The sequence below is a fragment of the Kribbella sp. CA-247076 genome (assembly GCF_050942445.1).
Taxonomy (GTDB): domain Bacteria; phylum Actinomycetota; class Actinomycetes; order Propionibacteriales; family Kribbellaceae; genus Kribbella.
In genome coordinates, this window is record NZ_CP192051.1 from 4803964 (window position 1) to 4829690 (window position 25727).

Here is a 25727-nt window from a genome sequence, read left to right on the forward strand (position 1 = left end):
ACATCCGCTGACGTCAACGGATGGTGTTTGCGTCAACATCAACTGTGACCGGCGTCACACCACCTCAGCCGACGCGGACACCGGTGATGGCGAAGCGCTCGACGTCCTGCACGTGGCCGCCGGTGGAAGCGACGATCGTGGCCGACCCGGCCTTGGCACCGCGGAAGCTCAGTCGGGTCGACCACGGTTGCCGCTCACCGCCACCCGGGACGCAGCAGGCAGTACCGAGCGGCCGCTCGGAGCCGGCTTGCCGGACGTCGACCCGGATCGATTCGTCGACGCCGGTGATCCGGCCGCCGGCGGTGATCGGTGAGCTCACGCGCGCGCCGTACCGCGGCCGCTCGAGGGTGAGCAGCGTGTCGGCCGTGCCGACCACCTCCCACGGCGCGTCCGGGCCCTGGCCGATGCGGACCAGGTGGATCACCGCGGCGACACTCGCCGGGCCCTCGGCGGACGCGTACCCGACGGAGATCCGCGCGTCGTCGCCCTTGATCGTGCGGCCGATCACCCGGTCGATCTCGGTGAAGCCCAGGAAGCCCGTGGTGAAGGACAACGCGGTCTGCTCCGCGTCCAGATGCCATGCCTGGCCGCCACCGTCGCGGTGGCTGCGCTGCCACGCGGCGGCCTCCGCGACCGAGGCGAACGGCCACAACGGCTGGTACCGGAACGTCGGCGAGGGACTCGGCGGCGCCTGCCTGGTCGGCGAGGGCTCCGGCGGTGCCGGCGAGGAGGACGTCGTTTCCGACGGCTGGCTGGAAGCCGTCGACGTGGCCGCCTGACCCGGCAGCGGTACGGCGCCTTGCCCGGTCGAGGCCGGGTCACCGCCGAAGTACAGGACGCCGAGACCGGCCAGCAGCGCGGACAGCAGCGTCAGCACCACAGCGCCCGCGATGATCGCGCCCGGCCGCATCCGCCGTCGCCGCTCCTGCTCCGGGCCGCCCGTTGCCATCTGACCAGCCTCCCCCAACTACCTCTATTAGACCGCTACTTCACCCGCACGAGCTCCAACCGCAACCACTTCGCCAAGTCTTCGAGCTCGCGCCGGACGGCGGCCGCCAGGCTCTTGCCGAACGGTTCGTCCTCGTGGATCGCGTCCACCCGCAGGACGCCGGCCTTGCGGTCCGAGGTCGCGTCCACCTTCCCGACCAGCCGGTCGCCGTGCAGGATCGGCAGCGCGAAGTACCCCCAGCGGCGCTTGGCGACCGGCTTGTACATCTCCAACTGGTAGTCGAACTCGAAGATCTCCGCCAGCCGCTTGCGGTCGTAGACGAGCCGGTCCAGCGGCGAGAGCAGCGCCGTACGACCGGTGAAGGGCTGACCGAGCAGGGCCGGATCGACCCGCCACTGGCCGCGGACGCCCTCGACCACGGCCGACTCCCCCGCCGGTCCGACGTCGAGCGGCTCGCCCGGACAGGCCGGGCCCTTGGCGCGCGCGATCCCGAGTGATCGCAGGCGCTGCTCGTCGCGGATGCGTCGGGCCTCCTCGACCGGGACGGCCGGCTCGTCGGGGTAGATGCGCGAGGCGAGGTCCCACAGGCGGTCGCGGCCGTCGCGACCGGCGACCGCGACCTCGCCGCGCTGCAGCATGAACTCGAGCAGCTGGGAGACGTTGCGGTTGTTGGTCCAGCCGGACGACTTCCACGGCACCACGCAGGTGTCCGGGAGCTCGCGCATCACCAGCGGGCCGTCCTGCCGGAGTCGTTCGAGGATGTCGAGACGGCAGCCTTCGTTCGCCTTCACCCAGTCCCGGCGGTACTCCTGCCAGTCGAGCAGCGGTCCGTTCCCGGGCCACTCCGCCATCTCCGCGCGGAACAGCCTCAGGCTCTCGCTCGGCCGCACGAACCCGCGCAACTCCAGCAGAGCCTGCGTCTCCAGCGCCTCGACCAACTCACTCGGCGAGTACGACGACCCGAGCCGGCTCCACGCGACCAGGTCCGCATTCGGTGCCACGGCGGCGGTCTGGTCGTACTGCACGACCGTCAGCCGCCGTACTACGTCGAACAGGTCCTCGGGCCGCTCTCCGTCCAGCGCCTGTGCCCGGACGGCGATCCGCCGGGCATCCCGCCGCGAAAGCTTGTGCACATGCCGAGGCTAAGGCACCGGGCGGCGGTTGAGGCATCCTGGGAAAGGGTGAGGGGAGGTCGGCGGTGGTCAAGGAGAACGCGGTCAGGGTGGCCCTGCTGCTCGCGGCCGGGCGCGGCCAACGGATGCGGTCGGCCCGGCCGAAGGTGCTGCGCCGCGTCGGCGGCACCACTCTGCTGGAGCGCTCGGTCAGCGTGCTCCGGCGCGCCGGAGTCGAGCGGATCATCGTCGTCCTGGGTTACCGCAGCGACGAGGTGGTCGCCGCGATCGAGGACCGGGACCTGCCGGTTGAGGTGGTGGTCAACCCCGACTGGGAGAGCGGTACGGCGTCCTCGGTGCTCACCGGGCTCAGCCGGGTCGACGACCGGCGCTGCCTGGTGGTGATGGGTGACCACGTGTTCGAGGCGGACGACGTACGCCGCCTGATCGAGACGCCGGCCGGGAACGTGGCAGCCGTCGACCGCTCCGGTCAGCCCGCCATCGCGCAGAACGGCACCCGGCCGAACCGGGTCCGCCTGCGCGACGACGGGTCGGTGGCCGGTCTGGGCCCCGATCTGGAGGAGTACGACGCGGTGGACGCCGGCCTGGCCGTGGTCGACGTCCAGGACGTGCTGCTCGTGACCTATCGCGAGCGGGAGTCGTGGCTGGAGGTCCGGCAGCAACTGCTCGCGCACGGGTGCGAGATGCAGTCGCGGGAGGTGCAAGGGCTGTGGGCCGACGTGGACACGCCGGAGTCGGTCCGGGCGCTCGAGCGGTCGATGTGGCGTCGCTACGGCCCGAAGCCTACGGACGGCGTGATCGCCCGGGTCTTCAACCGGCGCATCTCCGGACCACTGACCCGTCTGCTGCTGCGGACTCGGCTCTCCCCGGACGTGGCCACTGCTTTGGCCTTTGCGGTCACGCTCATCGCCGCGGGTTTGGTAGCGACGGGTGAGACCTGGTTGACGGTCGCCGGCGGTCTGGGCGTCCTACTCGGGTCCGCACTCGACGGCGTCGACGGTGAGCTGGCTCGTGTCAGCGCGAGAGCCTCCCGACACGGCGCCACACTGGACACGCTGCTCGACCGGTACGCCGATCTGGCTGTCGTGCTCGCGCTCGTGCTGGCGAGCGGCGGGACCAGGATCGCGTGGGGCTGGGGGTTCGCCGCGGCGGTCGGCTGTCTGCTGATCTCGTACGTCCACGCGGTCGGGCGGGACACCGACGTACGACTGCTGTTCCGGCGCGAGTTCCGGCTGCTGATCTTCGCGATCGCGGCGATCGCCGGCGTCCCGCTGTGGGGTCTGATCGTCGTCGCGATCGCCGCGAACGTCGACGCAGTCCGGGGTGTGGTGCTGCTCGTCCGCGCCGTGCCGTAAGCCTTGTCGATGCCCTAGCCGCCGAGGCCGTTCTGGGCGAGGGCGGAGCGTGGCTCGCGACCCGGCGGCTGGGTGGGCCGTGGCAGCAGCGGGGTGCGTTTAGTGAGCGGGCGCGTCAACGGGGTCTCGGGTGTGACGGTGACCGGCTCGCCGGCGTGCTTGAAGGAGATGCTGCAGTCGGCGCCGTCGTGCACGGTGTAGGTCACCTCGAGCTCGCTGATGTCCACCTTCAGCCGCGCGGTCCGCCAGCGGATGGAGAACACCAGCCGGGACATGCCCTGCGGCAGCGCCGGATCGAAGCACAGGCAGCCGTCGCGCTCCCGCAGCCCGCCGAAGCCGGCGACGAGTGCGGTCCACGCGCCGGCGAGCGAGGCCATGTGCAGGCCGTCGCCGGTGTTGTGGTGCAGGTTCCGCATGTCGATCAGCGCGGCCTCGTAGGCGTAGTCGTAGGCGAGATCCAGGTGCCCGACCTCGGCCGCCATCACCGCCTGGACGCACGCCGACAGGGACGAGTCGCGGACGGTCAGGCGCTCGTAGTAGTCGAAGTTGCGCGCCTTCTCCTCGGCCGTGAACGCGTCACCGCACCAGTACGTCGCCAGCATCAGGTCGGCCTGCTTGATCACCTGCTTGCGGTACAGCTGGAAGTACGGCGCGTGCAGCATCAACGGGTACTTGCCCTTGTACCCCTCGAAGTCCCACTCGGCGTACCCGGTGAACCCCTCCGACTGCGGGTGGACGCCGAGCTCCTCGTCGTACGGGATGTGAACCGCGGCCGCCGCGTCCCGCCAGCTCGCCTCCTCCTCGCGGTCGACGCCGAGCGCGCGGGCCCGGGCCGGGTGCTTCACCGACACCTCGGCCGCCGCCCGCAGGTTCCGCGCGGCCATCAGGTTCGTGAAGACGTTGTCGTCGGCAACCGCGCTGTACTCGTCCGGCCCGGTCACGCCCGGCAGGTGCCAGCGGCCGTGCCGGTCGTGGTGGCCGAGCGACATCCACAACCGGGCCGTCTCGACCAGGAGCTCCAGCCCGACTTCCTCGAGGAACTCCTCGTCCGCGGTCGCGGTGTAGTACCGCATCACCGCCTCGGCGATGTCGGCGTTCAGGTGGAAGGCCGCCGTCCCCGCGGGCCAGTAGCCGGAGCACTCCTGGCCGCGGATCGTCCGCCACGGGAACGCGGCGCCCTTCAGGCCGAGGACGGCGGCCCGCTCCTTGGCCTGGTCGAGGATCGAGTGCCGCCAGCGCAGCGCGTCCGCGGCGGCGTGCGGCATGGTGTAGTTCAGCACCGGCAGGACGAAGCCCTCGGTGTCCCAGAACGTGTGACCGTCGTACCCGGCACCGGTCAGGCCCTTCGACGGGATCGCCCGGCGCTCGGCCCGGGCGCCGGCCTGCAGTACGTGGAAGAGCGCGAACCGGGCCGCCTGCTGCAGCTCGGGGTGGCCGTGCACCTCGACGTCGGCGCCGTCCCAGAAGTCGTCCAGGAACTCGGTCTGCTGCTTGGTGAGCCCGTCCCAGCCGGAGAAGCGCGCACTGGCCAGCGCGGCCGCCACCTGGTCGCGGATCGCCGTCTCGGTCCGCAGGCTCGACCAGCCGTAGGCGAGGTACTTCACCACCCGCAGGGTCTCCCCCGGCTGCAACTGGCAGATCACCGTCGAGCGGGCCCAGTCCTCCCGGACGTCCCGGTCCAGCGCGTAGCGCACCGACGTGTCCACCTCGTGCACCATCGCGGCCGCCATCAACTGCCGGCTGCGGGTGGTCCGGTGGATCAGGACGATGCCGTTCTCGCCGCCGTCGTGGCTGACCGGCTTGAGCGGGTTGTCCAGCACCGCCGCGACCCGGGGGTCGTCGGACAGCTTCGGCTGCGACTCGTTGGCGACCAGCTCGGACTGGATCACGAACCGGGCCGGCTGGTCGATCGGCTCGACGACGTACTCGATCGCGGCGACCGCGCGCTGGGTCAGCGACACCAGCCGGCGGCTGCGGACCCGGATCCGCTTGCCGCCCGGCGAGGTCCAGTCCACGTCGCGCTCGAGCAGGCCGGTGCGGAAGTCGAGCGTGCGCTCGTGGTGGCTCAGGTAGCCGTAGCGGATGTCGAACGGCGAGTCGTCCACCAGCAGCCGGATCAGCTTGCCGTTGGTGACGTCGACCAGCGTCTGGCCGGACTCGGGGTAGCCGTAGCCGGCCTCGGCGTACGGCAGCGGGCGCTGCTCGTAGAACGAGTTCAGGTAGGTGCCCGGGATCGCGTACGGCTCGCCCTCGTCCAGGTTGCCGCGCAGGCCGATGTGTCCGTTGGACAACGCGAACAGCGACTCCGACTGGGCCAGCTTGTCGAGTTGCAGCCGGGTCTCCCGCAGCCGCCACGGCTCGATCGGATGGTGCCCGCGGTCGATCATCGGTCCTCCCCGAGCAGCTCGGCCAGATCCCGGACGACGATGTCGGCACCGTGCGCCTTGAGCTCGTCGGCCTGGCCGACGCGGTCGACGCCGACCACGAAGCCGAAGGCCCCGGCGCGTCCCGCGGCCACCCCGGCCAGCGCGTCCTCGAACACCGCGGCCTCGGCCGGATCGACGCCGAACAGCTGCGCCGCCCGCAGGAACGTGTCCGGGGCCGGCTTGCCGAGCAGTCCCTCGGTCCGGATCGTCACCCCGTCGACCACTTCCTCGATGTACGGCGCCAGTCCGGTGACGTCGAGCACCTCGCGGGTGTTGGCGCTCGAGGACACCACGGCTCGCCGGAGACCGGCCTGCTCGGTGGCCTGCAGGTACCGCCGCGAGCCCTCGAACACCTCGACGCCCTGGGTCCGGATCCGTCGCTGCACGGCCTCGTTCTTCCGGTTGCCGAGACCATTGACCGTCTCCACGTTCGGTGGGTCGTCCGGGCTGCCGTCCGGCAACCGGATCCCGCGGGCCGCCAGGCAGTCCCGCACCCCGTCCACCCGCGGCTTGCCGTCGACCTTCTCGTCGTACTCCGTCCGCGCGTCGAACGGCCGGAACGCCGTGCCGTGCTCGGCGGAGTACTTCTGGAAGAACTCGTCGAACATCTCCTTCCAGGCGGCCGCGTGCACCGCCGCGGTGTTCGTCAGCACACCGTCCAGATCGAACAAGCAGGCCCTGATTCCCGCCGGCAGTCCCAACATGTCTCCAGACTAGGTGGTCAAGCTGTCCGGAAGGCCGAAGGCGGGGAAACGGGAGTAGCCGAAGGTGGTGATCTCGGCGATCCGGCCGTCACGGAACCGCAGTACGTCGAGCTTGAACGCCCGGAACACGGTGTCGCCCGGCCGGCGCAGGTAGCTGGCCGCGGCGGGCAGCCGGTTCGCCGACGTCGGCACCAGCCGCCAGTCGCCGTCGCGGTCCGGACCGAACGCCCGCTCCAGCAGCGGCCGCAGCCCGTCGAGGCCCGTGAAGGCGAGCTGGTCGGGCGGCATCGAGATGCGGATGTCCTCGGCGGCGATCGCGATCGCCGCCGCGGCGTCACAGCGCTCGTGCGCGTCGATGAATCTGTTCAGCAACTCCCGTTCCTCCGCGGTCGGTCGCTGCGCACTCCAGTCGGTACGCCGGGCCGGTAGGCGTTGCTGCATCGTCGCCCGGGCGCGCTGCAGTGCGCTGTTCGCCGCCGGCACGCTCGTCCCGAGCAGCTCGGCGGTGTCGATCGCGGACCAGCCGAGCACGTCCCGGGCGATCAGCGCGGCCCGCTGCCGCGGCGGCAGCGACTGCATCGCGACCAGGAACGCGAGCTCGATCGTCTCCCGGTCCACGGCCACCGCGTCCGGCTGATCGGTGGGCGGCGCGAGCTCGTCGAGCAGTTGGTCCGGGTACGGCTGCAGCCACACCATCTCCCCCGGAGCAGCGGCCTGCCTCCGGGCGTGCCGGCGGGCCGCGTCCAGGCAGACGTTGGTGGCGATCCGGTAGAGCCAGGCGCGGAAGTACGTCCGGCCGTCGTACCCGTCCCGTCCGCGCCAGGCCCGCAGCAGGGTCTCCTGGACGGCGTCCTCCGCGTCGTCGAAGGACGCCAGCATCCGGTAGCAGTGCACGTGCAACTCGCGCCGGTGCCGGCCGGCGAGGCCGGCGAACGCGGCCTCGTCGCCCGCGAACGCCGCCTCCTCCAGTGTGGTCACAGCCGGGCCGGGTTGGTCTGGCGAACCTCCTGGACCGTCCAGCCGTTGCCGTCGGGGTCCTGGAAGTTCAGGAACGTGCCGTAGTCGGGCCGGTCCGGGTGGACGCCGGGCTGCTGCCCCTCGGCGGTGAAGTGGAACGGCTCGCTCACCTCGACACCACGCTCGACCAGCTCGGCGCGGGCCGCCTCGATGTCGTTCACCACCAGGTGCGTGCCCTGGTAGGTCCCCGGAGGCGCCGTGGTCAGCCCGGTGCCGATGGTGATCGAGCACGCCGAGCCCGGCGGGGTCAGCTGCACCACCCGGAACGAGTCGCCGGCGCTGTGATCGACGTCCTCGCGGAAGCCGAGCTGCTCGGTGTAGAACTTCTTGGCCCGGTCCACGTCCGACACCGGGACGATGACGAGTTCGAGTTTCCAGTCCATTTGCGGCCTCCCGCGGTTCGGGTCGGTCACAGTCTGACCGACGCTGTTGTCAGGTGAAACGACCGCGCCGCCCGAAACTCATCGGTGCATCGATGACTGTCCGGATGCCTGATGCTGGTGCCTATGACCTCAGCGACGACCGCAAGGCCCAATCTGGTGTTCGTCATGTCCGACGACCACGCCGCGCACGCGATCTCGGCGTACGGCAGCACGGTGAACCGGACCCCGCAGCTGGACCGGCTGGCCGCCGAGGGGGTCCGGATGGACGCGACCTACTGCACGAACTCGATCTGCTCGCCGTCGCGGGCGTCCATATTGACCGGGACCTACAGCCACGTGAACGGCGTCGCGTCGATCTTCACCGAGATCGACTACCGGGTCCCGACGTTCGCCGAGGTGCTCCACGACACCGGGTACCAGACCGCGCTGTTCGGCAAGTGGCACCTGGGCGAGCGGGCCGAGTCGGCGCCCCGGCACTTCGACGCGTGGAAGGTCTTCCCCGGCCAGGGCGCGTACGTCGACCCGGTGATGATCGGCCCGGACGGGGCCGGGACCGTGCCCGGGTACGCGACCGACATCGTCACCGACCAGAGCATCGACTGGCTCCGGGACCGCGACCCGGACCGGCCGTTCGTGCTGCTCGTGCACCACAAGGCGCCGCACCGGCCGTGGGTGCCGGACGAGAAGCACAAGGAGCTGTACCCGCTCGGTTCGATCCCGGAGCCGAGCACGCTGTTCGACGACCACAGCACCCGGAGCCAGGCCGTCCGCGGCGTCCGGATGTCCGTCGCCGACGACCTCAGCTCCGACGAGCTCGGCGAGGACCTGCCCGCCGAGCTGCGCGGGCCGGAGAACCGGGTCGAGCGGATGCGGTGGAAGTACCAGCGCTACCTGCGCGACTACCTGCAGTGCGTGCAGTCGATCGACGACAACGTCGGCCGGCTGCTCGACGTCCTGGACGCCGAAGGCCTGACCGAGTCGACCATGGTCGTCTACACCTCGGACCAAGGGTTCTTCCTCGGTGACCACGGGTGGTTCGACAAGCGGCTGATGTTCGACGAGTCGCTGCAGATGCCGATGCTGATCCGCTGGCCGTCGGTGATCCCGGCGGGCAGCACGTGCGACGCGATGGTCACCAACGTCGACTTCGCCGCGACCTTCCTCGACCTGGCCGGCCTGGACCCCGCGACCGCCTTGCCGACCTCCCAGGGCCGCAGCTTCCTGCCGTTGCTGCGCGGCGACCAGGTCGACGACTGGCCCGACGCCGTCTACTACCGCTACTGGGAGCACGACGACCCGATCCACCATGCGCCCGCGCACTACGGCGTACGGACGGCCGACTTCAAGCTGATCCACTACTACGGCGCCGGTCTCGGCGTACCGGGGTCGTCGGAGCGGTTGTTCGAGGCCGAGTGGGAGCTGTACGACCTCCGCACCGACCCCGAGGAGTTGGTCAACGTCGCCGACGACCCGGCGTACGCCGACGTCCGCGCGCGGCTGACCACCAGGCTCGCCGAACTGCAACACCAGTACGCCGACCAGCCCTACGCCGGCCCGGACACGCCACACCCCACCTGGTCCTGGGCCGACGAGAAGTCCCTGCAGGACGTCGCGGCGTACACCAGCACCCTCCGCTCGGACGCGTGACCGCCGGGGCCGAAGGGTCCCGGGTGGGTTGGGACCTTCGGCCCTGGTTGGGGGTGTTCGCGGGGTGGTTCGATCGGTGCGAGAAGCCTGGCGGTCTACGGACCGGACACGTCGCAGCGTCGCGGTGGTGGCCTGGGGCGGGTGCGGTTTCGAGGCTCGGAGTTGCCGGTGTTCGACCAGCTTGATGCACGACCCGCGGTCGAGACATACTTCCGCGACGGCGCCTGGCACACCCGGCGGGGTGACTGCCCGCGGCCGTTCGCATCCGGATCCCGCCGGGAGCGGCTGATCTCGGTCGGCGTGGACGTCGCCCGCTGGAACGCGGTTCCGCACATCATCCGCGACGCCGACGGCGCGGTGGACGAGGTCAACGTCTACGTCACCGGGTGATCCGCCGGCCGTGGTCTGACATGGTGGGGGCATGACCATCGAGGTTCGCCCGGCGTCCGTGTTCGCGGACGTTCGCGCCGTACTCGGGCCGAAGTCCCCCGACGCGAACGTCTGCTGGTGTCTGAGCTACCGAGTCCCGTCCAAGCTCAACAACGAACTGCGCGGTCCGGCCCGGGGTGAGTACGTCGCCAAGCTGGTCCGCGCGAAGCCTGCGCCTGGGGTGCTCGCGTACGACGGCGACGAGCCCGTCGGCTGGGCGGCGATCGCACCGCGGTCGGAGACGTCGTTCGCGCGCAACCGGAAGATCCCGCAGATCGACGACCAGCCGGTCTGGTCCCTGTGGTGTGTCCGGGTCCGCCCGGGTCATCGCAAGCAGGGGATCTCCCACGCGCTGATCGCCGGCGCGGTCGACTTCGCCCGCGAGCACGGCGCGCCGGTCGTCGAGGCGTACCCGCTCGACAACGGCAAGGCCAAGGTCGACCTGACGATGGCGTACGCCGGTCTCCGCAAGAACTTCGAGCGCGCCGGGTTCACCAAGGCCGCCGACACCACCTCCGTGCTGGCCGGCCACCCCCGCATCCTCATGCGCCTCGACCTGAGCTGACCGGCGCTGCGAGGTGGGCTGCGCCGGCAGCCCACCTCGCAGCCGGCTATTCGCGGCCGAGCGTCAGCTGAGGCCAGTCGGCCGCGTCGCGCAGGAGTTGCCGGTCGTGGGTGGCGATCACCACGGCCGCCGGGGTCGTGGCGAGCGCCTCGGTCAGCTCGTCGACCAGCGTGATCGACAGGTGGTTCGTCGGCTCGTCCAGCAGGACGACGTGCGGCCGGGACGCGAGCAGGATCGCGAGATCCAGTCGCCGCTGCTGACCGATCGACAACTCGACGACCGGCCGGGCCGCGTCCCGGGACCCGAGCAGACCGAGCTGGCCGAGCGAGACCCGGTCGGCCTCGGCCACCTTCCCCGCGCTCACGAGCCGGCCGAGCGCGTCGTCGTACACGTCGATGGCGCGCCGACTCGCCGGTGGCGGGGACTCCTGCGCGAGCAGGCCGATCCTTGCCCCAGGCCCGAACTGCACCGCCCCGGACGTCGGGGTGAGCGTGCCCGCGAGGATCGACAGGAAGGTTGACTTGCCCGACCCGTTCGCACCCGTGACCAGGAGGCGATCCCCGGAGCGCAGCAGGACCGGGTCGACCAGTTCGAGTCGTCCGGGTACGGCGACGTCGGCGGCGTACACCAAGGTCGCGCCGGGCTTCGCACCCAGCTCGGGCAGCCGGAAGCGCAGCGGCGGACGCGGGACGTCCATCACGTGCGCCTCGAGGTCCTCCTGGCGCCGGTGCACCGTGCGAACCAGACCCGGCGCGCGGGTTTGCCGCGTGTGCTTGCCGGTCCCCTTCTCCGGCCGCCATCCGGTGGACAGCCGGTTCTGCGCCGCCGACAGGTCGTCGGCGAGCCGCTGGCGTTCGGTGAGTTGGGCACGGTGGGCGGCCTCCCAGCGTTCGCGTTCGGCGACGCGTCCGTCCTGGTATCCCTGATAGCCGCCGCCGTAGGTGCGGGGACGGCCGTCGCTGGTCGGATCCAGGTCGAGGATCGACGTCGCGACGTCCGCGAGCAACGCACGGTCGTGGCTGACCAGCACGATCCCGCCCGGGTGGGCCTTGAGTTGAGACGTCAGGTGGTCGAGGCCGCTGGCATCGAGATGGTTGGTCGGCTCGTCGAGCAGCAACAGGTCGTGGCCGGCGCCGAGCAGACAGGCCAGCCGGATCCGGTACCGCTGGCCGACCGACAGCCCGGACAGCAGCCGGCTCCGGTCGTCGACCGCACCGAGAGCGGCGAGTGAGATCTCCACCCGGCGGTCCGCATCCCAGGCGTCCAGCGCCTCGACGACGCTCAGCGCGTCGGCGTACTGCTCGTCGGCCCCCGGCTCCTCCGCCGCAAGGGCAGCCGTCGCCGCATCCAGTACGGCGAGGGCCGCGCGGATCTCAGCCAGCTCGACGTCGATGAGATCGCCGACGGTCCGGTCGGCGCTGACCGGCATCTCCTGGTCGGCGATCCCGAAGCCGCCGGTTCGCTGGACCTGGCCCGCGTCGGGCGCGAGCCGCCCGGCGAGGACCTGCAGCAACGTCGTCTTGCCGCGACCGTTCTCGCCGACCACACCGAGCCGATCACCGGCCGAGACGGTCAGGTCGACGCCGGTCAGCACAGGTTTGCCACCGCGAGCCACGTGCAGGTCGGTGGCGGTCAGATGGGCGCGCGAGCGCGCCGGTCGGGTAACAGTGATGGACATTCTTCCTCCGAGGCGACCGCGGACTGCGGAACGCCGAGTGCAACGGACAGCGGACACGAAGAACCGCGGCCGGCACACCACCCGTGCCACGACCGCGGACGTCCAGCTGTCAGAGGAAGAAGAGATATTGCACGGAACAATCGTACCCAACCACCCAGGCCCCCGCCTGTGAATTAACCCACGGGGCGTCCGGCAGGCGGGGACTTCGGCTCATCGGTTGAAGGTGACTTCCGGGTGGCGGGGAGAGGGGTGGTTGAGGAGGGGTTGGGGGAGGCCGCGGAGGGTCTTGGTGAAGAAGGCGGCCAGGTAGGCGCGCTGGGCCCGGATGCTGCCGGCGGGATCGACCGTGCCGAGGTACCCGGTGACGACGTCGCCGGGGAGGTCGTATTCGGCGGCGACGGCCGGGACGGAGAACTGGTAGTCGGCGAACGCGCCGTGGGTTCCGGCGGGGATGCCGAGCTCGAGCTGCCAACCGCGCTGGTGCTCGGAGAAGCTGGCCCAGGACGGGTCGAACATCGGCGCACCCGGCACGTGCGAGTGCCCGCCGGCGCCGAACAGCAGGAACGGACGGTCCAGCCCGCGCTTGGCCGACTCACTCAGCTCGCCCTCGGGGAAGCCGTACTGCAGGGTCCCGTCGAGGTTGGCGCCGGCAACGAGCCGGCGGTCCACGAGCATCGTCTCGGCCGCGGTGAACCCACCGGCGCTGTAGCCGAACATCCCGGTACGCCGCAGGTCGAGCGCCTCCCCGAGTCCGTCCGGCAGCCGGCGCCCCGAAGCGTCCGGGTTGTTGCCGGCAGCAAGATCCTGGAGGCGGTCCAGCACGAACCGCGTGTCCGCCACCCGCGCCCGGATCGCGGTCCTGACGTCGTCGAGCGGTACGACGGACGACACCGAGCCGTCCGGGAACTGCACCGGCGCCTCACCCGGGTGGTCGATCGTCACCACGACGTACCCGCGACTCGCCAGGTCCTCGACGTGGTTGGTCCCGAGGATCCGCGACGTACCGAGTCCCGGTGAGTAGAGGACGACCGGGCGACGCCGGCCCAGCACGGGTGCGCTGCGCCGCGCGTGGGTCGCCGTACGGGCGTAGTCGAGCTGGCCCGGCTGGAGACCGAGCGCGCCGCCGAGCTCATCCGCCAGGAGGACCGCCGCCTTCGCGGGTGCGTAGGCGGCCTGTGGTCCAACGGGAAACGCCGGGTACCACACGCTGACCATGAGCTCGCGGACCCGACCGCTCCCCCACGGGTCCTGCCGTCGCTCGTCGACAAGATGGAGCTCGACAGTCCCGATCGGATAAGGCCCGGTCGGTCGTGGCAGCCGCAGCCGATAGCCCGCGGCAACGCCGCTCGCGCTACCCACGTGCGCCTGCGCCGTCCACGGAACGGCCGACGCCGCAACCCCCGAAGCAACCAGACCAAGAACCCTACGGCGACTCACAACTGTCATACCCCGACCCTGCCCGCCCCCGGCGTCATCCCGAATCCTCCCCCGGGAGGACCTCCCACCACCAACCCCAGACGGACCGCCGCCGAACCAGGTTGGGTGAGAGTTGCCGTGAGATGCTGGCGGGGTGATGGGTAGGCGGCGGGTGACGTCGGCGGATATCGCGAAGGCGTCGGGGGTGTCGCGGTCGGCGGTGTCGCTGGTGCTCAACGGTCGCGGTGCCGGCATGGTCGACGCGGAGAAGCAGGAGCGGATCCGTGCGATCGCCCGCGAGCTCGGCTACATCCCGAACGCGTCCGCGGTGAACCTGCGCCGCCAGCGGACCGCGACCATCGGCCTCGTCACCGACGCGATCGCGAGCGCGCCGTTTGCCGGTCCGTTGCTGTCCGGTGCGAGCGACGTGGCGCTCGAGGCCGGGTACATGATCCTCACCATCGACACCTGGCAGCATCCGTCGTACGTCGACGGCGCACTGGCCACGCTCCGGGCCCGGGACGTCGACGGCCTGATCTACGCCGACGCCGGCCTGCGCGAGGTCGGCCGGCTCGACGTGCCGCCCGGGCTGCCGTTCGTCCTGGCCAACGCGTACGTCGCCGACCACTCCATGCCGGCGTTCATCCCCGACGACGAAGGTGGTGGACGCGCGGCGGCCGAGCTCGTGATCGAGGCCGGTCACCGCCGGATCGCCTTCGTCACCGGCGATCCGGACGCGCCCGCGACCATCGCCCGGACCCGCGGCTTCACCACCGCGATGAACGCCGCCGGAGTACCGGTCGAGGGCACCGTCGTCCCGGCCCGCTACAGCGTCAGCTCCAATCACGCCGCCGCTCTCGAACTCCTCCGCCGCCCCGATCGGCCGACCGCCATCCTGGCCGCGAACGACCGCGGCGCGACCGGTGTCATGCTGGCCGCCGCGTCCCTCGGACTGTCCGTGCCGCGCGATCTGTCCGTGGTCGGGTACGACGACGAGCAGTTCCTCGCCGCCGAGATCCCGCCGGGTCTGACCACGATCGCGCTCCCCCACCGCGAGATGGGCCGGCGGGCCACCGCCGAGCTGCTCGCCCGGATCGCCGGCGGCGACCACGGCCCGGACCGTACCGAACGGCTCCCCTGCCTGCCGGTCGTCCGCAACACCGTCACCACACCCCCGGGCGCCTGACACCGCAGCCTTGACCCCCCAGCCTTGACACCGCCGACCTAACACCTGTTAGGTACTACGGACCTAACACGAGTCAGGTGGTCCCCGATGACAGACTGGGCAGCACTCACCCGATCCCCCGGCCGACGCCGCAGCCGCTCCGTCAACGCCGAGAACCCGACCGGCGCACCGGGTCAGGCGGCGATGACCGCCTCGGCCCTGGGCCCGTCCCGCAAAGGCCGTCCGGCGATCTCGCTCGAGCCCGGCCGGACGGCGACGCTGGCCGAGATCGACGGCCCCGGCGTCATCCGCCACCTCTGGATGACCGTCCCGGACCAGACCTCAGCGGGTCCGTGGGTACTGCGCGACCTCGTCCTGCGGATGTGGTGGGACGGCGAGGATCGGCCGGCGGTCGACGTACCGCTGGGCGACTTCTTCTGCAACGGGTTCGGGCAGCGTGCGCTGGTCACGTCGGAGCCGATCGTGGTCGCGCCGACCGGCGGGATGAACTGCTACTTCCCGATGCCGTTCCGCCGGCACGCGCGGATCGAGTTGATGAGTGAGCACCCCGGCGTGGTCGACGGGATCTACTACCAGGTCGACTACACCGTGGACGACGTACTCGACGACGACGCCGCGCACTTCCACGCGCACTGGCGCCGGAGCAACTGCTCGACCGCGAAGGCCGAGGATCACGTGATCCTGGACGGAGTCGTTGGCAGCGGCAACTACGTCGGCACGTACATCGGGCTGACCGCACTGGAGCGGTACTGGTGGGGCGAGGGCGAGGTGAAGTTCTACCTCGACGGTGACGACGCCTACCCGACCCAGTGCAGCACCGGCCTGGAGGACTACGCCGGGGGTGCGTGGGCGTTCCAGGATGCCTTGCGCAATGATCCACCGCCGGTGCCGTTGACGTTCAGCGCGCCGTACTGCGGCTATCCGTTCTACTCGGCCGAGGACACGACCAAAGCGTCGCCGTTCGTCACCAGCACGCTTCAGTCCCACGGCATGTACCGCTGGCATCTGCCCGACCCGGTGATCTTCCACGAGCGCTTGAAGATCACCCTGCAGCAGATCGGCGCCTGGGACCACGGGCACTTCGAGCGGTCCGACGACATCAGCAGCGTCGCCTACTGGTACCAGCTCCCCGGTGGCGCGAACGACCTGCCGCCGCTGCCGGCCCGTGAGTTCCGCCGCCCCCGATAGGAGAACAGTGACCGACTACCAGGAAGCCAACCGCGGGCAGTTCCACTTCAGCCCGCGGCGCGGGTGGATGAACGACCCGAACGGGCTGCTCTACTACCGCGGCACCTACCACTTCTACTTCCAGCACGCGCCGGACAACCTCGTCTGGGACACCATGCACTGGGGGCACGCGACCAGCGCCGACCTCGTCCACTGGGAGCAGCAGCCGAACGCCCTCGACCCGGCCCGGCATCCCGGCGACCTCTGGTCGGGTGGCGGGGTGGTCGACGTACGGAACACCTCCGGGCTGAAGGACGGCGACCACGACCCGATCCTGGTGTTCACCGGCACCCAGGGCGTGCGGGTGTGCTACAGCCTCGACGGCGGGATGACGTTCACGGCGTACGACGAGGGCCGCATCGTCGCCCGGCCGAGCGGGCACGAGAGCCGCGACCCCAAGGTCGTCTGGCACGAGCCGACCGGACGCTGGGCGATGGTGGTCTGGTCGAACGACGGCGGCAACGGCGCCGACTTCTTCGTGTCGCCGAACCTGCTCGACTGGGAACGCACGAGCCGGTACGTCGCCGACTGGTTCTTCGAGTGCCCCGACTTCACCCCGATGACGCTGGACGGCGAGACCACCTGGGTCCTGCGGGACGGCCGCGGGACGTACGTCGTGGGGGACTTTGACGGCCGCGAGTTCCGCACGTCGTGGACGGAACCGCGGACGATCACCGTCAACCCCGGGGCGGCCGGCGGCCCGTACTACGCGGCGCAGTCTTTCGACAACCTGCCGGACGGGCGCATCGTCACCATGGCCTGGCAGGGCGAGAACCGCGGGAACACCTGGACCGGCAACGCCAGCTTCCCGGTCGAGCAACGCCTGCTGCGGACCCCCGACGGACCGCGCCTCCACAGCCGACCGGTCGAGGAGATCCGCACGCTTCGGCGTTCGACCCGGACGCTCGGCCCGACCCGACTGACGCCCGACACCCCACTCCTCGACGACGAGCCTGCCGAGACCTACGACTTGGAGGCGACCTTCGAGGTCGGCGAGTCCGCGGCCGGTGAGTTCACCGTCCACGTCCGCGAGGGCGTCGACGTCACGTACGACCTCGCGTCGGGCCGGCTGAACGGCGTACCGGTGCCACCGAAGGACGGCCTCGTCACCATCCGCCTCCTCGTGGACCGAGGGCAGCTGGCCGTGTTCGCGGCCGACGGCGCCTACTACGCCTGCCATAACGTTGCTCCCGGCAACTCACTCCGCCTGACCACGAGCACCCCGCTGAGGCTGACGTCGCTGACCCTCCACCAGCTCGACTCCAGCTGGCACTAGGCTGCATCGATCCGCTGGATCCGGGAACCTGGAACCCATGGATCAACAGCTCGCGCTGGTCACCGGTGTCACCGGGTACATCGGCGGGCGGCTCGTGCCGGAGCTGCTCGCGGCCGGGTTCCGCGTCCGCGCGATGGCGCGCAATCCGCGGCGACTGCGCGACCGGGACTGGCACAACGACGTCGAGGTCGTCGAGGCGGACGCGGGCGACGCCGAACAACTGCGGGCGGCGATGGACGGCGTCGACGTCGCGTACTACCTGATCCACTCGCTCGGCACCGGCCGGCGGTTCGAGGCTCGCGACCGGCACAACGCGCTCACGTTCGGCACCGCGGCCCGGGAGGCGGGGGTGCGGCGGATCGTCTACCTCGGCGGCCTGTATCCCGAAGGCGAGGAGCTCTCGCCGCACCTGGACTCCCGGCGCGAGGTCGGCGAGATCCTGCTCGCGTCCGGCGTCCCGGTCACCGTGCTGCGGGCGGCAGTCATCCTCGGCTCGGGCTCGGCGTCGTTCGAGATGCTCCGGCACCTCACCGATCGGCTGCCGGTGATGGTCACGCCGCGCTGGCTCAGCACCCGGATCCAGCCGATCGCCGTCCGCGACGTCCTGCACTACCTCGTCGGCAGCGCGTCGATGCCGGCCGACGTGAGCCGCGGCTTCGACATCGGCGGCCCGGACATTCTTACGTACCAGGGGATGATGCAGCGATACGCGAAGGTGGCCCGGCTCAACCATCGCCGGATCGTCATGCTGCCCGTGCTCACGCCGTCATTGTCGAGCCATTGGGTCGGCCTGGTCACACCAGTGCCGAGCAGCATCGCCCGGCCGTTGGTGGACAGCCTGGTCCACGAGGTGGTGTGCAAGGAGCACGACATCGCGAAGTACGTCCCCGACCCCGAGCTCGGCCTGATCGGCTTCGACCAGGCGGTCGAGCTCGCACTCAAACGGGTACGGGACCTGGACGTGACGACGAGCTGGGCGTCCGCCTCCACGCCGGGCGCGCCGAGCGACCCGTTGCCGGGCGACCCGGACTGGTCCGGTGGTTCGCTGTACGTCGACGAGCGGGAGAGCGTCGTACCGGCGAGCCCGGAGCAGTTGTGGCGGGTGATCGAGGGCATCGGGGGCGGCAACGGCTGGTACTCGTGGCGGCTCGGCTGGTGGGCGCGCGGCGTCCTCGACCGGCTGTTCGGCGGGCCCGGGCTGCGCCGCGGCCGGCGGAACCCGCACGACCTGTCCGTCGGCGATCCGCTCGACTGGTGGCGCGTCGAGGAGATCGAGGAGTTCAAGCTGCTGCGCCTGCGGGCCGAGATGCGGCTCCCGGGTCTCGCCTGGCTGGAGTTGATCGTGGACGACGACGGCTCCGGCAACACCGTCTTCCGCCAGCGCGCCCTGTTCCATCCGCACGGCTTGCCCGGTCACCTGTACTGGTGGGCGATCAAGCCCTTCCACGGTGTCGTCTTCGGCGGCATGCAACGCAACATCGCCCACGCCACTCGAGCCGGGAGGCCACTGTGACGACCTACACCGACCATCAACCCGCGCGGAAGCTGGGAGCGCTGCTCGTCTTCGCGGCCGCCGTCGCGGTCGCTGCGCTCGTCGGCGCCCTGGGCGTGACCGGTACGTCGACCGAGTACCAGACGCTCGACCGGCCGGGCTGGGCCCCACCGAGTGCGGTTTTCGGGCCGGTGTGGACGGTGCTCTACGCAACGATCGCGGTCAGCGGCTGGCTCGTCTGGCGCCGGGTCGGCTGGTCGCGTGAGCTCGCGCCGTACGCCGTCCAACTGGCGCTCAACGCGTTGTGGACGCCGCTGTTCTTCGGCGCCGGCGCCCGCGGTCTCGCCCTGATCGACATCATCGCCCTGTGGCTCGCGATCGGCTGGACCGTCCTCCGCTTCCGCCCGATCAGCACCCCGGCCACCCTCCTGCTGATCCCCTACTGGGCCTGGACCTCCTACGCCCTCGCCCTGAACGCCGCAGTCTGGACCCTCAACCGTTGACCGCCTGCGACTGACGCCACGCGAGTCCGACGCCTGCCAGACAGCCGACGACCGCGGTGGCCAGCGGCCAGTTCATCGCGCCGTCGGTCAGCGCGGCGGCGAGGGCGACCGTGAAGACGCCCAGGCCGACGCCGAAGGCCACCCCGAGCGCGACCACCGCGCCGCGGTCAGGCGTGGCCACGGCCACGATCAAGTACTACGTGCGCGAAGGCCTCCTGCCCGGCGGCGAGCGGACCGGCTACAACTAGGACGTGTCTGACAATTCAGCGCCGTAGCGAGCAGGTGCTCGGTGCGGTAGCTCGGCGTGCTGGAGTGAAGGCCTCGATGTGGGTTTCATCGTGGCCTTCACTCCAGTGCGGCGAGGTGCCGTGCCGAGTGCCGCGCAGTAGGCGATGGATTGTCAGACACGTCCTAGGTCGAGTACGACGACTCCCACCTGCAGCGGCTCCGCCTCCTCCGCGCACTGATCGGCCTGGCCGGGCTCCCGATCGCCACCGTCAAACAGGTCGTCGCGGTGGTCGACGATCCCGGGCGAACCGTCCACAGCACTCTCGGTGAAGCGCAGCGCGCCGTTTCCACGACCTCGGTCGACGAGGTCCTCCGCACCGCCGACGCCCTGGGGCACAGCGACCTGGCCGACATGCTCATCCCCTACCGCGAAGCAGCCGACCAGCTCGCGGAGTTGGAGCTGCAGTGGCTCGCCGGCCCCACACTCGACCGCGCCGGCATTGATCCCGACCGCACCGGCGCTGATCTCGACACTCTGGCCGAGCGGGCCGTCATCGGCACCATCCTCGGCGACGCGTTGCTCACCGCGGTCCGCCGGGAAGCCCAGAAACAAGCGTCCGCAACCCGCTTCCGTTGACCGCTCGTCGCCGTACCCGAGGATGAACGGCCGTGCTCAGGCGGGGCGGCGGCGGAACCTGGTGAGGAGTTGGTACGGGTAGACCGTGGGAAGTGGGCTCGCCGTGGTGAGGCGGTCCATCTGCTCGTCGGTGAGGGTCCAGCCGACCGCGCCGAGGTTGTCCTCGAGTTGCTCGGTGGAGCGGGCGCCGATGATCGGTGCGGTGACGCCCGGACGCTGGAGCAGCCAGCGGAGGGCAACCTGCGCGGCCGAACGGCCGGTCTCCTTGGCGACGTCCAGCAGCGCGTCGATGACCTGCCAGGTCCGGTCGTTGTTGTACGCGTCCCAGTCCTCGTTCGCACCGTTGCGCCTGGACTGGTCGATCCGCGACCCGGCCGGCGGGGCGTCCATGCCGCGGCGGTACTTGCCCGAGAGCCAGCCGCCCCGCAACGGGCTCCAGGCAACGAGCCCGAGACCCTCGTTGAGGCACACCGGGACGAGCTCGAACTCCGCGTCCCGGTCGAGCAGGTTGTAGAGCGGCTGCAGGCAGACGTACGGCTCGAAGCCGTGCTGCCGGGCCAGGTCGACCCCCTTCTGCAGCTGCCAGCCGGTGTAGTTGCTCGCACCGATGAAGCGCACCTTGCCGCTGCGGACGAGGGTGTCCAGCGTCGACAGCGTCTCCTCCATCGGCGTCGCGTCGTCGAAGACGTGCATCTGGTAGAGGTCGATGTAGTCGGTGCCGAGCCGCCGCAGACTCGCCTCGACCGCGGCCAGGATGTGCTTGCGGCCGGTGCCGGTGTCGTTCGGGCCGGGCCCCATCTCGCCGTACGCCTTGGTGGCGATGACCAGCGAGTCCCGGTCCTTGGACTTCAACCAGCTGCCGACGATCTCCTCGGACCGGCCGGCGCCGTACACGTCCGCGGTGTCGACGAACGTCCCACCGGCGTCGACGAACCGGTCCAGCATCGCGTGACTGGCCTGCTCGTCCGCATCCCCGCCAAAGGTCATCGCCCCGAGGCACAACTCACTGACCTGCAGTCCCGTCCGACCGACATACCGAAATTCCATGAACCGACGATCTCCTTGTGTTCGACCACCTGCGATCGTAAGTACGGCGATTCGCGGCGTCTAATGCAACCTGCGCACTGATTTGATGCATGCGGCGCATGAACTGCCGGCGGCAGGTCAGACCGGCTGCTCGGCGTCGGCCTTCGGTGGCTGTTCGATCGCTTCGTGGTCGGCTGGGGGCGGGAGCGGGCGGCCGTCCGGTGGTGGGGTCAGGTGGCTCTCGTCGAAGTACGTCGCCAGCCGGCTGCGGAATCGCCGGGTCGCCGAGATCCTGGGGTCGCCTTCGGGGAGGGTGTGGGGCTCCGTGCGGACGAGCCCCGCCAAGCGCCAGCGCCGGTAGCGGTTGAGCCCGCGGTGACGCTCGACGTACCCGCCGTCGGGCAGCCGGACGATCTCGCCGGTCTCCAGCCCGTGCTCCGCGAGCTCGTGGTCGCTCAACTGCAGACTGATGCAGATTCGGCGCGTCACGACGAGGGCGATCGGCGGGCCGACGATCAGCAGCACCTGGAACGCGTGCAGGAGCGCGTTGACCGACGTGTGGAACAGGACCGCCATGGTGTCGGCCGCGGCCGCGGCCCAGAGGACGCCGTAGAAGACGATCCCGGCGACGCCGATCCCGGTGCGGGTCGGGGTGTTGCGGGGTCGTTCGAGCACGTGGTGGTTCTTCCGGTCACCGGTGATCCAGTCCTCGACGAACGGATAGACCGCGAGCAGCAGCAGGAACAGCGTGCAGACCGCGACCGGCACCAGGATGGCGAGGGTGAACGTCCTCCCCCACACGACGAACTCCCAACCCGGTGCGAGCCGGAGCGCGCCGTCCAGGAAGGCGAGGTACCACGCCGGGCCGATCCCGGCCGAGGCGTTCGCGGGATCGGCCGGGCCGTACATCCAGACCGGGTTGATGGTCGCCGTCGCACCCATCAGCAGCGCGACCGCGGCCACGAAGCAGAACAGGCCGGCGCTCTTGACCGCGGCCACCGCGAACGGCCGCCCGACGACGTTGTCCTCCTTCCGTCCGGGACCGCCGAACTGCGCCGGCCCGTGCTTGAGCGCGAGGACCGCGGCCGCGACGAAGAGCGCGACGAGTACGGCGGGCAGGACGTAGACGTGCAACGGGTAGAAGCGGGCGATCACGTCCCCCGGGAACGGCCCGCCGAACAGGAGCGCCGACAGGTCGGTGCCGATGAACGGAGTGGCCTGCAGGACACCGTCCAGGACGGCCAGGCTCGACCCCGACAACATGTCGTCCGGGAGCGACGTACCGGTGAGGCAGGCGCCGAGCGCCGCGATCAGCAGCCCGAAGACGACCAGCCAGCTCATCCGCCGCGGCCGGCGGAACCCACCGGTGAAGAACAGCCGCAGCAGATGCAGCATGATCGCCGCGACCATCAGCAGCGACGCCCAGTGGTGGACCTGGCGGATCAGCAGACCGCCGCGTACGTCGAAGGTGAGCGCCAGGGTCGATTCCAGCGCCTCCGACATCGACACACCGCGCAGTGGCACGTACGAGCCGTCGTACACGACGTGGTCGACCGACGGTTCGTAGAACGGCATCAGCGCGACGCCGCTGATCATCACCATCACGAAGCTGTAGAACGCGATCTGGCCGAACAACAGCGACCAGTGGTCGGGAAACACCCTCCCCCGCAGCTTGGTCCACGGGCCGTTCATCGGCTCGATCCTCTCGCCGTCCCTGTCCAACCGGCCGCGAATCGCGGCTACAACTAAGACGCCACAGCCCCCCGATTCGTGACATCACCAGGCGGCTGCCGCGGCTATGTGAGCAACGTCATGCCAGCAAGGACTGCAGCTGTACGGCGGCGGGCGGGTCGAGCTCGCGGAGGATCGCCTCGGCGCGTCGGCGCGCCTCCGAGTCGCCGACCAGCTGCGCAAGGTGTGCATAAGTGCTCGCCTCGCCGAACCGGTCACCCAGCTCGGCGAAGACAGCCAGCGCTTCCCGGTACGCCGCCTCCGCCGACGCCACCTGGCCGGTCCGCGTGTACATCTCCGCCAGGCAGGTCAGCGTGTGGGCGTCGTACGCGCGATTGCCGACCTGCCGGTGCAACGCCAACGCTCGCTTGCCGTCCGCAACCGCCGTCGTCAACGCACCCAGCCGGCCGGAGTACCACGCCACGTTGCTGAGGGCCATCGCCTCGCCCGCGACCTCCCCTGCCTCGCGAAACAGCTCCAACGCCGACCGCGCCGCCTCCAGCGCACTCACCTGGTCACCCTGCAGTCCGAACGTCAGGTCGCGGTAGTGCTGGGTCCACGCCCGGTCGACCGGATCCGACGCCAACGCGAGCGCTCGGTCCAGGTGCATGTGGGCATCGGCGAACCGCCCGAGGTCGGCGTACGCGAAACCCAGGAATCGGCGCGAACGCGACTCCGCCGCCGCCGACCCGAGTCGACGTGCCGCCTCCACGGCCGCGTGCTGCGCGGCGATCCGATCGTGCCAGTGGCCCTGCCGGTGCAGGTAGACGTGCGTCGCCCAGGCCAGCTGGCAGACGTACGCCGGCTCGTCCAGGCGGAGCAACGCCAGCAACGCCGGCCGCTCCGTCTCGAACCAGGCCATCGCCTCGTCCTCCGACCCCAGGGCCGGCACCACCACGCCGTACGCCGGCGCGTCGACCGGGATCGTCTCGCCATGACTGAACAGCAGCCGATCCGCTGCCCGGGCAGTGTGCACGTAGTGGTCGAGCATCCGCGTCAGCGCTGTGTCGTCGCCCGCACCAAGCTCGCGTGCGTACGCGCGCAGCAGATCGTGGAAGGCATATCGTCCCGGTGTCTGCTCCACCACGAGATGCGCGCGAGCCAGCTCGGCGAGCTCGCGCCGTACGTCGCCGCCCGCCAACGACGCCGCGGCGTCGAGCCCCACGTCAGGTCCCGGATGCAGCGCGAGCAACTGGAACACCCGCGCGGCCGGCTCGGACAGCGAGCGGTACGACCACGAGAACACCGCCCGAGCGCTGCTCATCGGATCGCCGGCGTCGAACCCGTCCAGCCCGGCCTCGGCCAGTTCCGCCTCGAGCGCGGCCAACGCGTACCCCGGCTGCAGGACAGCTCGTGCCGCCACGATCGCCAAGGCCAGCGGCAGTCCAGCGCACCGGGCCGCCAACCTTGCTACGTCGTCCGACTCGGCGTCAGCCCGGGCTGGTCCGAGCCGAGCAGCCAGCAGCCGTTGCGCGGCCTCGACGTCGAGCAAGTCCAGCGTGAGCGGGCGAGCTCCGGCGCTCGTCACCAGACCGGCCAGCTGATTCCGACTGGTCACCACCGCCGAGCATCCGGGAGCTCCCGGCAGTAGCGGCGCTACCTGGCCGGCGTCGCGGGCGTTGTCCAGCACCACCAGCGTGCGGGTGTCCGCGAGCAGACTGCGGTACAGCGCAGCCTGAGCGGATGGGCTCGTCGGCACCTGTCGCCGTGGCACCCCCAGTGCCTCGAGGAATCCGCGCAGCGCCTCGCTCGGGGCCAGCGGTGGCTCGGACGGGTCGAAGCCGCGCAGGTCGACGTACAGCTGGCCGTCCGGGTAGCGGTCCGCGATCCGATGCGCCCAGTGCACCGCCAGCGTGGTCTTGCCGACGCCCGCCGTACCGGAGATCACCACCGGTCCTTGCGGGAGTGCGTCGAGCGCCGCGAGCTCCGTCTCCCGGCCGCTGAACAACGCCGGATCCGCGGGCAGCTGCCGGGGCACCGCCCGCGCGGACAGCTCCCCGGCCAGCAGTGACGCGTGCAGGTCTCGCAGCTCCGCACTGGGGTCGACGCCGAGCTCGTCCGCGAGCCGGCGCCGCAACTGCTCATACCATTCCAGGGCCTCTGCGTCCCGGCCCTCCGACCGCAGTGCCTCGAGCAATCGCGCCCACAGGGACTCCCGCAGCGGATACCGGTCGGCAAGCTCGACCAGCGCGGCCAGGTCGCCACGCTGCTCGACCGCGTCGACGTACCGCTCCCGTAAGCGGACGCCGTACGCCTGGTCCAGCCAGTCCGAACGCAGCCCGTCGAACGGCTCGCCCCGCCACAGCGTCAGCGCGTCCTCGACCCGCCCCGCATCCAGCAGCTCGCCAAACCGCAGTGTGTCCACGGCTTCCGGTGCGACCGCGAGCGCGTAGCCGGCGCCGCGGGTCTGTACGGCGGAGTCGCCCAGCAACCGCCGGAGCCGACGTACGTTGCTCTGCACGTTCGTGCGCGCGTCCACGCCACTGTCGAGGCCCCAGACCGCGGTGGCGATCCGCTCGGCCGGCACCGCCTCCCCCGCGGACATGGCCAGCACCGCGAGCAGAACGGGTAGCCGCTCACCAGGCAGTGCGATGGCCTCCCCGCCGACGACCACCCGCAGCGGACCGAGCAGGCCGATCTCGAGCGGCGTCACGGGCGTCATTGTAGGCGCGCCCTCAGCGGTTTCAGCGTCCTTTCAGCGCGACCTGGTTCGCTCGCT

Annotated in this window: 22 protein-coding genes; 10 read left to right on the forward strand and 12 right to left on the reverse strand. The window is 70.9% G+C overall.

The window, feature by feature from the left end:
* Positions 1–64 precede the first annotated feature (64 nt).
* Both ACQPYZ_RS22570 and ACQPYZ_RS22575 read right to left on the reverse strand, forming a co-directional pair.
* Positions 65–949: a hypothetical protein gene (locus tag ACQPYZ_RS22570; RefSeq protein ID WP_433159358.1), complete on the reverse strand. Its 885-nt coding sequence runs from the start codon at positions 947–949 to the stop codon at positions 65–67.
* A 35-nt stretch (positions 950–984) separates the two neighbouring features.
* Complete coding sequence (locus ACQPYZ_RS22575; protein WP_433159361.1) at positions 985–2082, reverse strand: DNA glycosylase AlkZ-like family protein; 1098 nt, start codon at positions 2080–2082, stop codon at positions 985–987.
* Between the two features lie 65 nt (positions 2083–2147).
* On the opposite strand from ACQPYZ_RS22575, the gene ACQPYZ_RS22580 reads away from it, so the two are divergent.
* A complete protein-coding gene (locus ACQPYZ_RS22580) occupies positions 2148–3437 on the forward strand; it encodes an NTP transferase domain-containing protein (protein ID WP_433159364.1) in 1290 nt (429 codons plus the stop codon).
* Positions 3438–3451: 14 nt separating this feature from the next.
* Here the strand turns inward: ACQPYZ_RS22580 and ACQPYZ_RS22585 are convergent, their stop codons facing one another.
* From ACQPYZ_RS22585 to ACQPYZ_RS22600, 4 genes are read right to left on the reverse strand one after another with little or no spacing between them, the layout of a single operon-like run.
* Entirely contained in the window at positions 3452–5824 is a 2373-nt protein-coding gene (locus ACQPYZ_RS22585) for a glycoside hydrolase family 65 protein (protein ID WP_433159367.1), read from the reverse strand.
* Entirely contained in the window at positions 5821–6567 is a 747-nt protein-coding gene (locus ACQPYZ_RS22590) for a beta-phosphoglucomutase family hydrolase (protein ID WP_433159370.1), read from the reverse strand. The genes ACQPYZ_RS22585 and ACQPYZ_RS22590 overlap by 4 nt, the downstream gene beginning before the upstream one ends.
* A gap of 9 nt (positions 6568–6576) precedes the next feature.
* On the reverse strand, positions 6577–7545 hold the full coding sequence (locus ACQPYZ_RS22595; protein ID WP_433159373.1) for an RNA polymerase subunit sigma-70: 969 nt from the start codon (positions 7543–7545) through the stop codon (positions 6577–6579).
* Positions 7542–7967 carry a VOC family protein gene (locus ACQPYZ_RS22600; protein WP_433159376.1) on the reverse strand — a complete coding sequence of 142 codons (426 nt, stop codon included), beginning with the start codon at positions 7965–7967 and terminating at the stop codon, positions 7542–7544. Before ACQPYZ_RS22600 ends, ACQPYZ_RS22595 begins: the two co-directional genes overlap by 4 nt.
* A 123-nt stretch (positions 7968–8090) precedes the next feature.
* Here ACQPYZ_RS22600 and ACQPYZ_RS22605 point away from each other — a divergent pair, with 123 nt between their 5' ends.
* The 3 genes from ACQPYZ_RS22605 to ACQPYZ_RS22615 all read left to right on the forward strand — a co-directional run bounded on the left by ACQPYZ_RS22605 (position 8091) and on the right by ACQPYZ_RS22615 (position 10608).
* The gene (locus ACQPYZ_RS22605) at positions 8091–9614 is read left to right on the forward strand and encodes a sulfatase family protein (protein WP_433159379.1); all 1524 of its coding nucleotides are present in this window, start codon (positions 8091–8093) and stop codon (positions 9612–9614) included.
* Between the two features lie 141 nt (positions 9615–9755).
* Complete coding sequence (locus ACQPYZ_RS22610; RefSeq protein ID WP_433159382.1) at positions 9756–10004, forward strand: hypothetical protein; 249 nt, start codon at positions 9756–9758, stop codon at positions 10002–10004.
* A 31-nt stretch (positions 10005–10035) separates the two neighbouring features.
* Entirely contained in the window at positions 10036–10608 is a 573-nt protein-coding gene (locus ACQPYZ_RS22615; protein ID WP_433159385.1) for a GNAT family N-acetyltransferase, read from the forward strand.
* Positions 10609–10654: 46 nt separating this feature from the next.
* Here ACQPYZ_RS22615 and ACQPYZ_RS22620 read toward each other — a convergent pair whose 3' ends face one another.
* On the reverse strand, positions 10655–12286 hold the full coding sequence (locus ACQPYZ_RS22620; RefSeq protein WP_433159388.1) for an ABC-F family ATP-binding cassette domain-containing protein: 1632 nt from the start codon (positions 12284–12286) through the stop codon (positions 10655–10657).
* 210 nt (positions 12287–12496) lie between these two features.
* Positions 12497–13732, reverse strand: a complete 1236-nt coding sequence (locus ACQPYZ_RS22625) for an alpha/beta hydrolase family protein (protein ID WP_433159391.1) — start codon at positions 13730–13732, stop codon at positions 12497–12499.
* 142 nt (positions 13733–13874) lie between these two features.
* On the opposite strand from ACQPYZ_RS22625, the gene ACQPYZ_RS22630 reads away from it, so the two are divergent.
* The 5 genes from ACQPYZ_RS22630 to ACQPYZ_RS22650 all read left to right on the forward strand — a co-directional run bounded on the left by ACQPYZ_RS22630 (position 13875) and on the right by ACQPYZ_RS22650 (position 19386).
* Positions 13875–14888 carry a LacI family DNA-binding transcriptional regulator gene (locus ACQPYZ_RS22630; RefSeq protein WP_433159393.1) on the forward strand — a complete coding sequence of 338 codons (1014 nt, stop codon included), beginning with the start codon at positions 13875–13877 and terminating at the stop codon, positions 14886–14888.
* 87 nt (positions 14889–14975) lie between these two features.
* Positions 14976–16076, forward strand: a complete 1101-nt coding sequence (locus ACQPYZ_RS22635; protein WP_433159396.1) for a glycoside hydrolase family 172 protein — start codon at positions 14976–14978, stop codon at positions 16074–16076.
* Between the two features lie 7 nt (positions 16077–16083).
* Entirely contained in the window at positions 16084–17391 is a 1308-nt protein-coding gene (locus ACQPYZ_RS22640; RefSeq protein ID WP_433159399.1) for a glycoside hydrolase family 32 protein, read from the forward strand.
* 37 nt (positions 17392–17428) lie between these two features.
* Positions 17429–18904 (forward strand): SDR family oxidoreductase, encoded by a 1476-nt coding sequence (locus ACQPYZ_RS22645; RefSeq protein ID WP_433159402.1) that lies wholly within the window; start codon positions 17429–17431, stop codon positions 18902–18904.
* Positions 18901–19386 carry a TspO/MBR family protein gene (locus ACQPYZ_RS22650; RefSeq protein ID WP_433159405.1) on the forward strand — a complete coding sequence of 162 codons (486 nt, stop codon included), beginning with the start codon at positions 18901–18903 and terminating at the stop codon, positions 19384–19386. Before ACQPYZ_RS22645 ends, ACQPYZ_RS22650 begins: the two co-directional genes overlap by 4 nt.
* Here the strand turns inward: ACQPYZ_RS22650 and ACQPYZ_RS22655 are convergent.
* Positions 19376–19567 carry a hypothetical protein gene (locus ACQPYZ_RS22655; protein WP_433159407.1) on the reverse strand — a complete coding sequence of 64 codons (192 nt, stop codon included), beginning with the start codon at positions 19565–19567 and terminating at the stop codon, positions 19376–19378. The two genes, ACQPYZ_RS22650 and ACQPYZ_RS22655, sit on opposite strands and share 11 nt — an antisense overlap.
* 333 nt (positions 19568–19900) lie before the next feature.
* Here ACQPYZ_RS22655 and ACQPYZ_RS22660 point away from each other — a divergent pair, with 333 nt between their 5' ends.
* The gene (locus ACQPYZ_RS22660; protein ID WP_433159410.1) at positions 19901–20251 is read left to right on the forward strand and encodes a hypothetical protein; all 351 of its coding nucleotides are present in this window, start codon (positions 19901–19903) and stop codon (positions 20249–20251) included.
* 36 nt (positions 20252–20287) lie between these two features.
* Here the strand turns inward: ACQPYZ_RS22660 and ACQPYZ_RS22665 are convergent, their stop codons facing one another.
* The 3 genes from ACQPYZ_RS22665 to ACQPYZ_RS22675 all read right to left on the reverse strand — a co-directional run bounded on the left by ACQPYZ_RS22665 (position 20288) and on the right by ACQPYZ_RS22675 (position 25661).
* The gene (locus ACQPYZ_RS22665) at positions 20288–21298 is read right to left on the reverse strand and encodes an aldo/keto reductase (protein WP_433159412.1); all 1011 of its coding nucleotides are present in this window, start codon (positions 21296–21298) and stop codon (positions 20288–20290) included.
* A 117-nt stretch (positions 21299–21415) separates the two neighbouring features.
* The gene (qcrB, locus tag ACQPYZ_RS22670) at positions 21416–22969 is read right to left on the reverse strand and encodes a cytochrome bc1 complex cytochrome b subunit (protein WP_433159414.1); all 1554 of its coding nucleotides are present in this window, start codon (positions 22967–22969) and stop codon (positions 21416–21418) included.
* A gap of 118 nt (positions 22970–23087) precedes the next feature.
* Positions 23088–25661 carry a BTAD domain-containing putative transcriptional regulator gene (locus tag ACQPYZ_RS22675; protein WP_433159416.1) on the reverse strand — a complete coding sequence of 858 codons (2574 nt, stop codon included), beginning with the start codon at positions 25659–25661 and terminating at the stop codon, positions 23088–23090.
* Between the last annotated feature and the right edge of the window lie 66 nt (positions 25662–25727).

What these genes read in the sequence shown, in the direction of transcription:
- ACQPYZ_RS22570 (WP_433159358.1), bottom strand. Translation starts at nt 949, where the DNA reads ATGGCAACGGGCGGCCCGGAGCAGGAGCGGCGACGGCGGATGCGGCCG.
- ACQPYZ_RS22585 (WP_433159367.1), bottom strand. Translation starts at nt 5,824, where the DNA reads ATGATCGACCGCGGGCACCATCCGATCGAGCCGTGGCGGCTGCGGGAG.
- ACQPYZ_RS22590 (WP_433159370.1), bottom strand. Translation starts at nt 6,567, where the DNA reads ATGTTGGGACTGCCGGCGGGAATCAGGGCCTGCTTGTTCGATCTGGAC.
- ACQPYZ_RS22600 (WP_433159376.1), bottom strand. Translation starts at nt 7,967, where the DNA reads ATGGACTGGAAACTCGAACTCGTCATCGTCCCGGTGTCGGACGTGGAC.
- ACQPYZ_RS22605 (WP_433159379.1), top strand. Translation starts at nt 8,091, where the DNA reads ATGACCTCAGCGACGACCGCAAGGCCCAATCTGGTGTTCGTCATGTCC.
- ACQPYZ_RS22615 (WP_433159385.1), top strand. Translation starts at nt 10,036, where the DNA reads ATGACCATCGAGGTTCGCCCGGCGTCCGTGTTCGCGGACGTTCGCGCC.
- ACQPYZ_RS22620 (WP_433159388.1), bottom strand. Translation starts at nt 12,286, where the DNA reads ATGTCCATCACTGTTACCCGACCGGCGCGCTCGCGCGCCCATCTGACC.
- ACQPYZ_RS22625 (WP_433159391.1), bottom strand. Translation starts at nt 13,732, where the DNA reads ATGACAGTTGTGAGTCGCCGTAGGGTTCTTGGTCTGGTTGCTTCGGGG.
- ACQPYZ_RS22635 (WP_433159396.1), top strand. Translation starts at nt 14,976, where the DNA reads ATGACAGACTGGGCAGCACTCACCCGATCCCCCGGCCGACGCCGCAGC.
- ACQPYZ_RS22645 (WP_433159402.1), top strand. Translation starts at nt 17,429, where the DNA reads ATGGATCAACAGCTCGCGCTGGTCACCGGTGTCACCGGGTACATCGGC.
- ACQPYZ_RS22665 (WP_433159412.1), bottom strand. Translation starts at nt 21,298, where the DNA reads ATGGAATTTCGGTATGTCGGTCGGACGGGACTGCAGGTCAGTGAGTTG.
- qcrB (WP_433159414.1), bottom strand. Translation starts at nt 22,969, where the DNA reads ATGAACGGCCCGTGGACCAAGCTGCGGGGGAGGGTGTTTCCCGACCAC.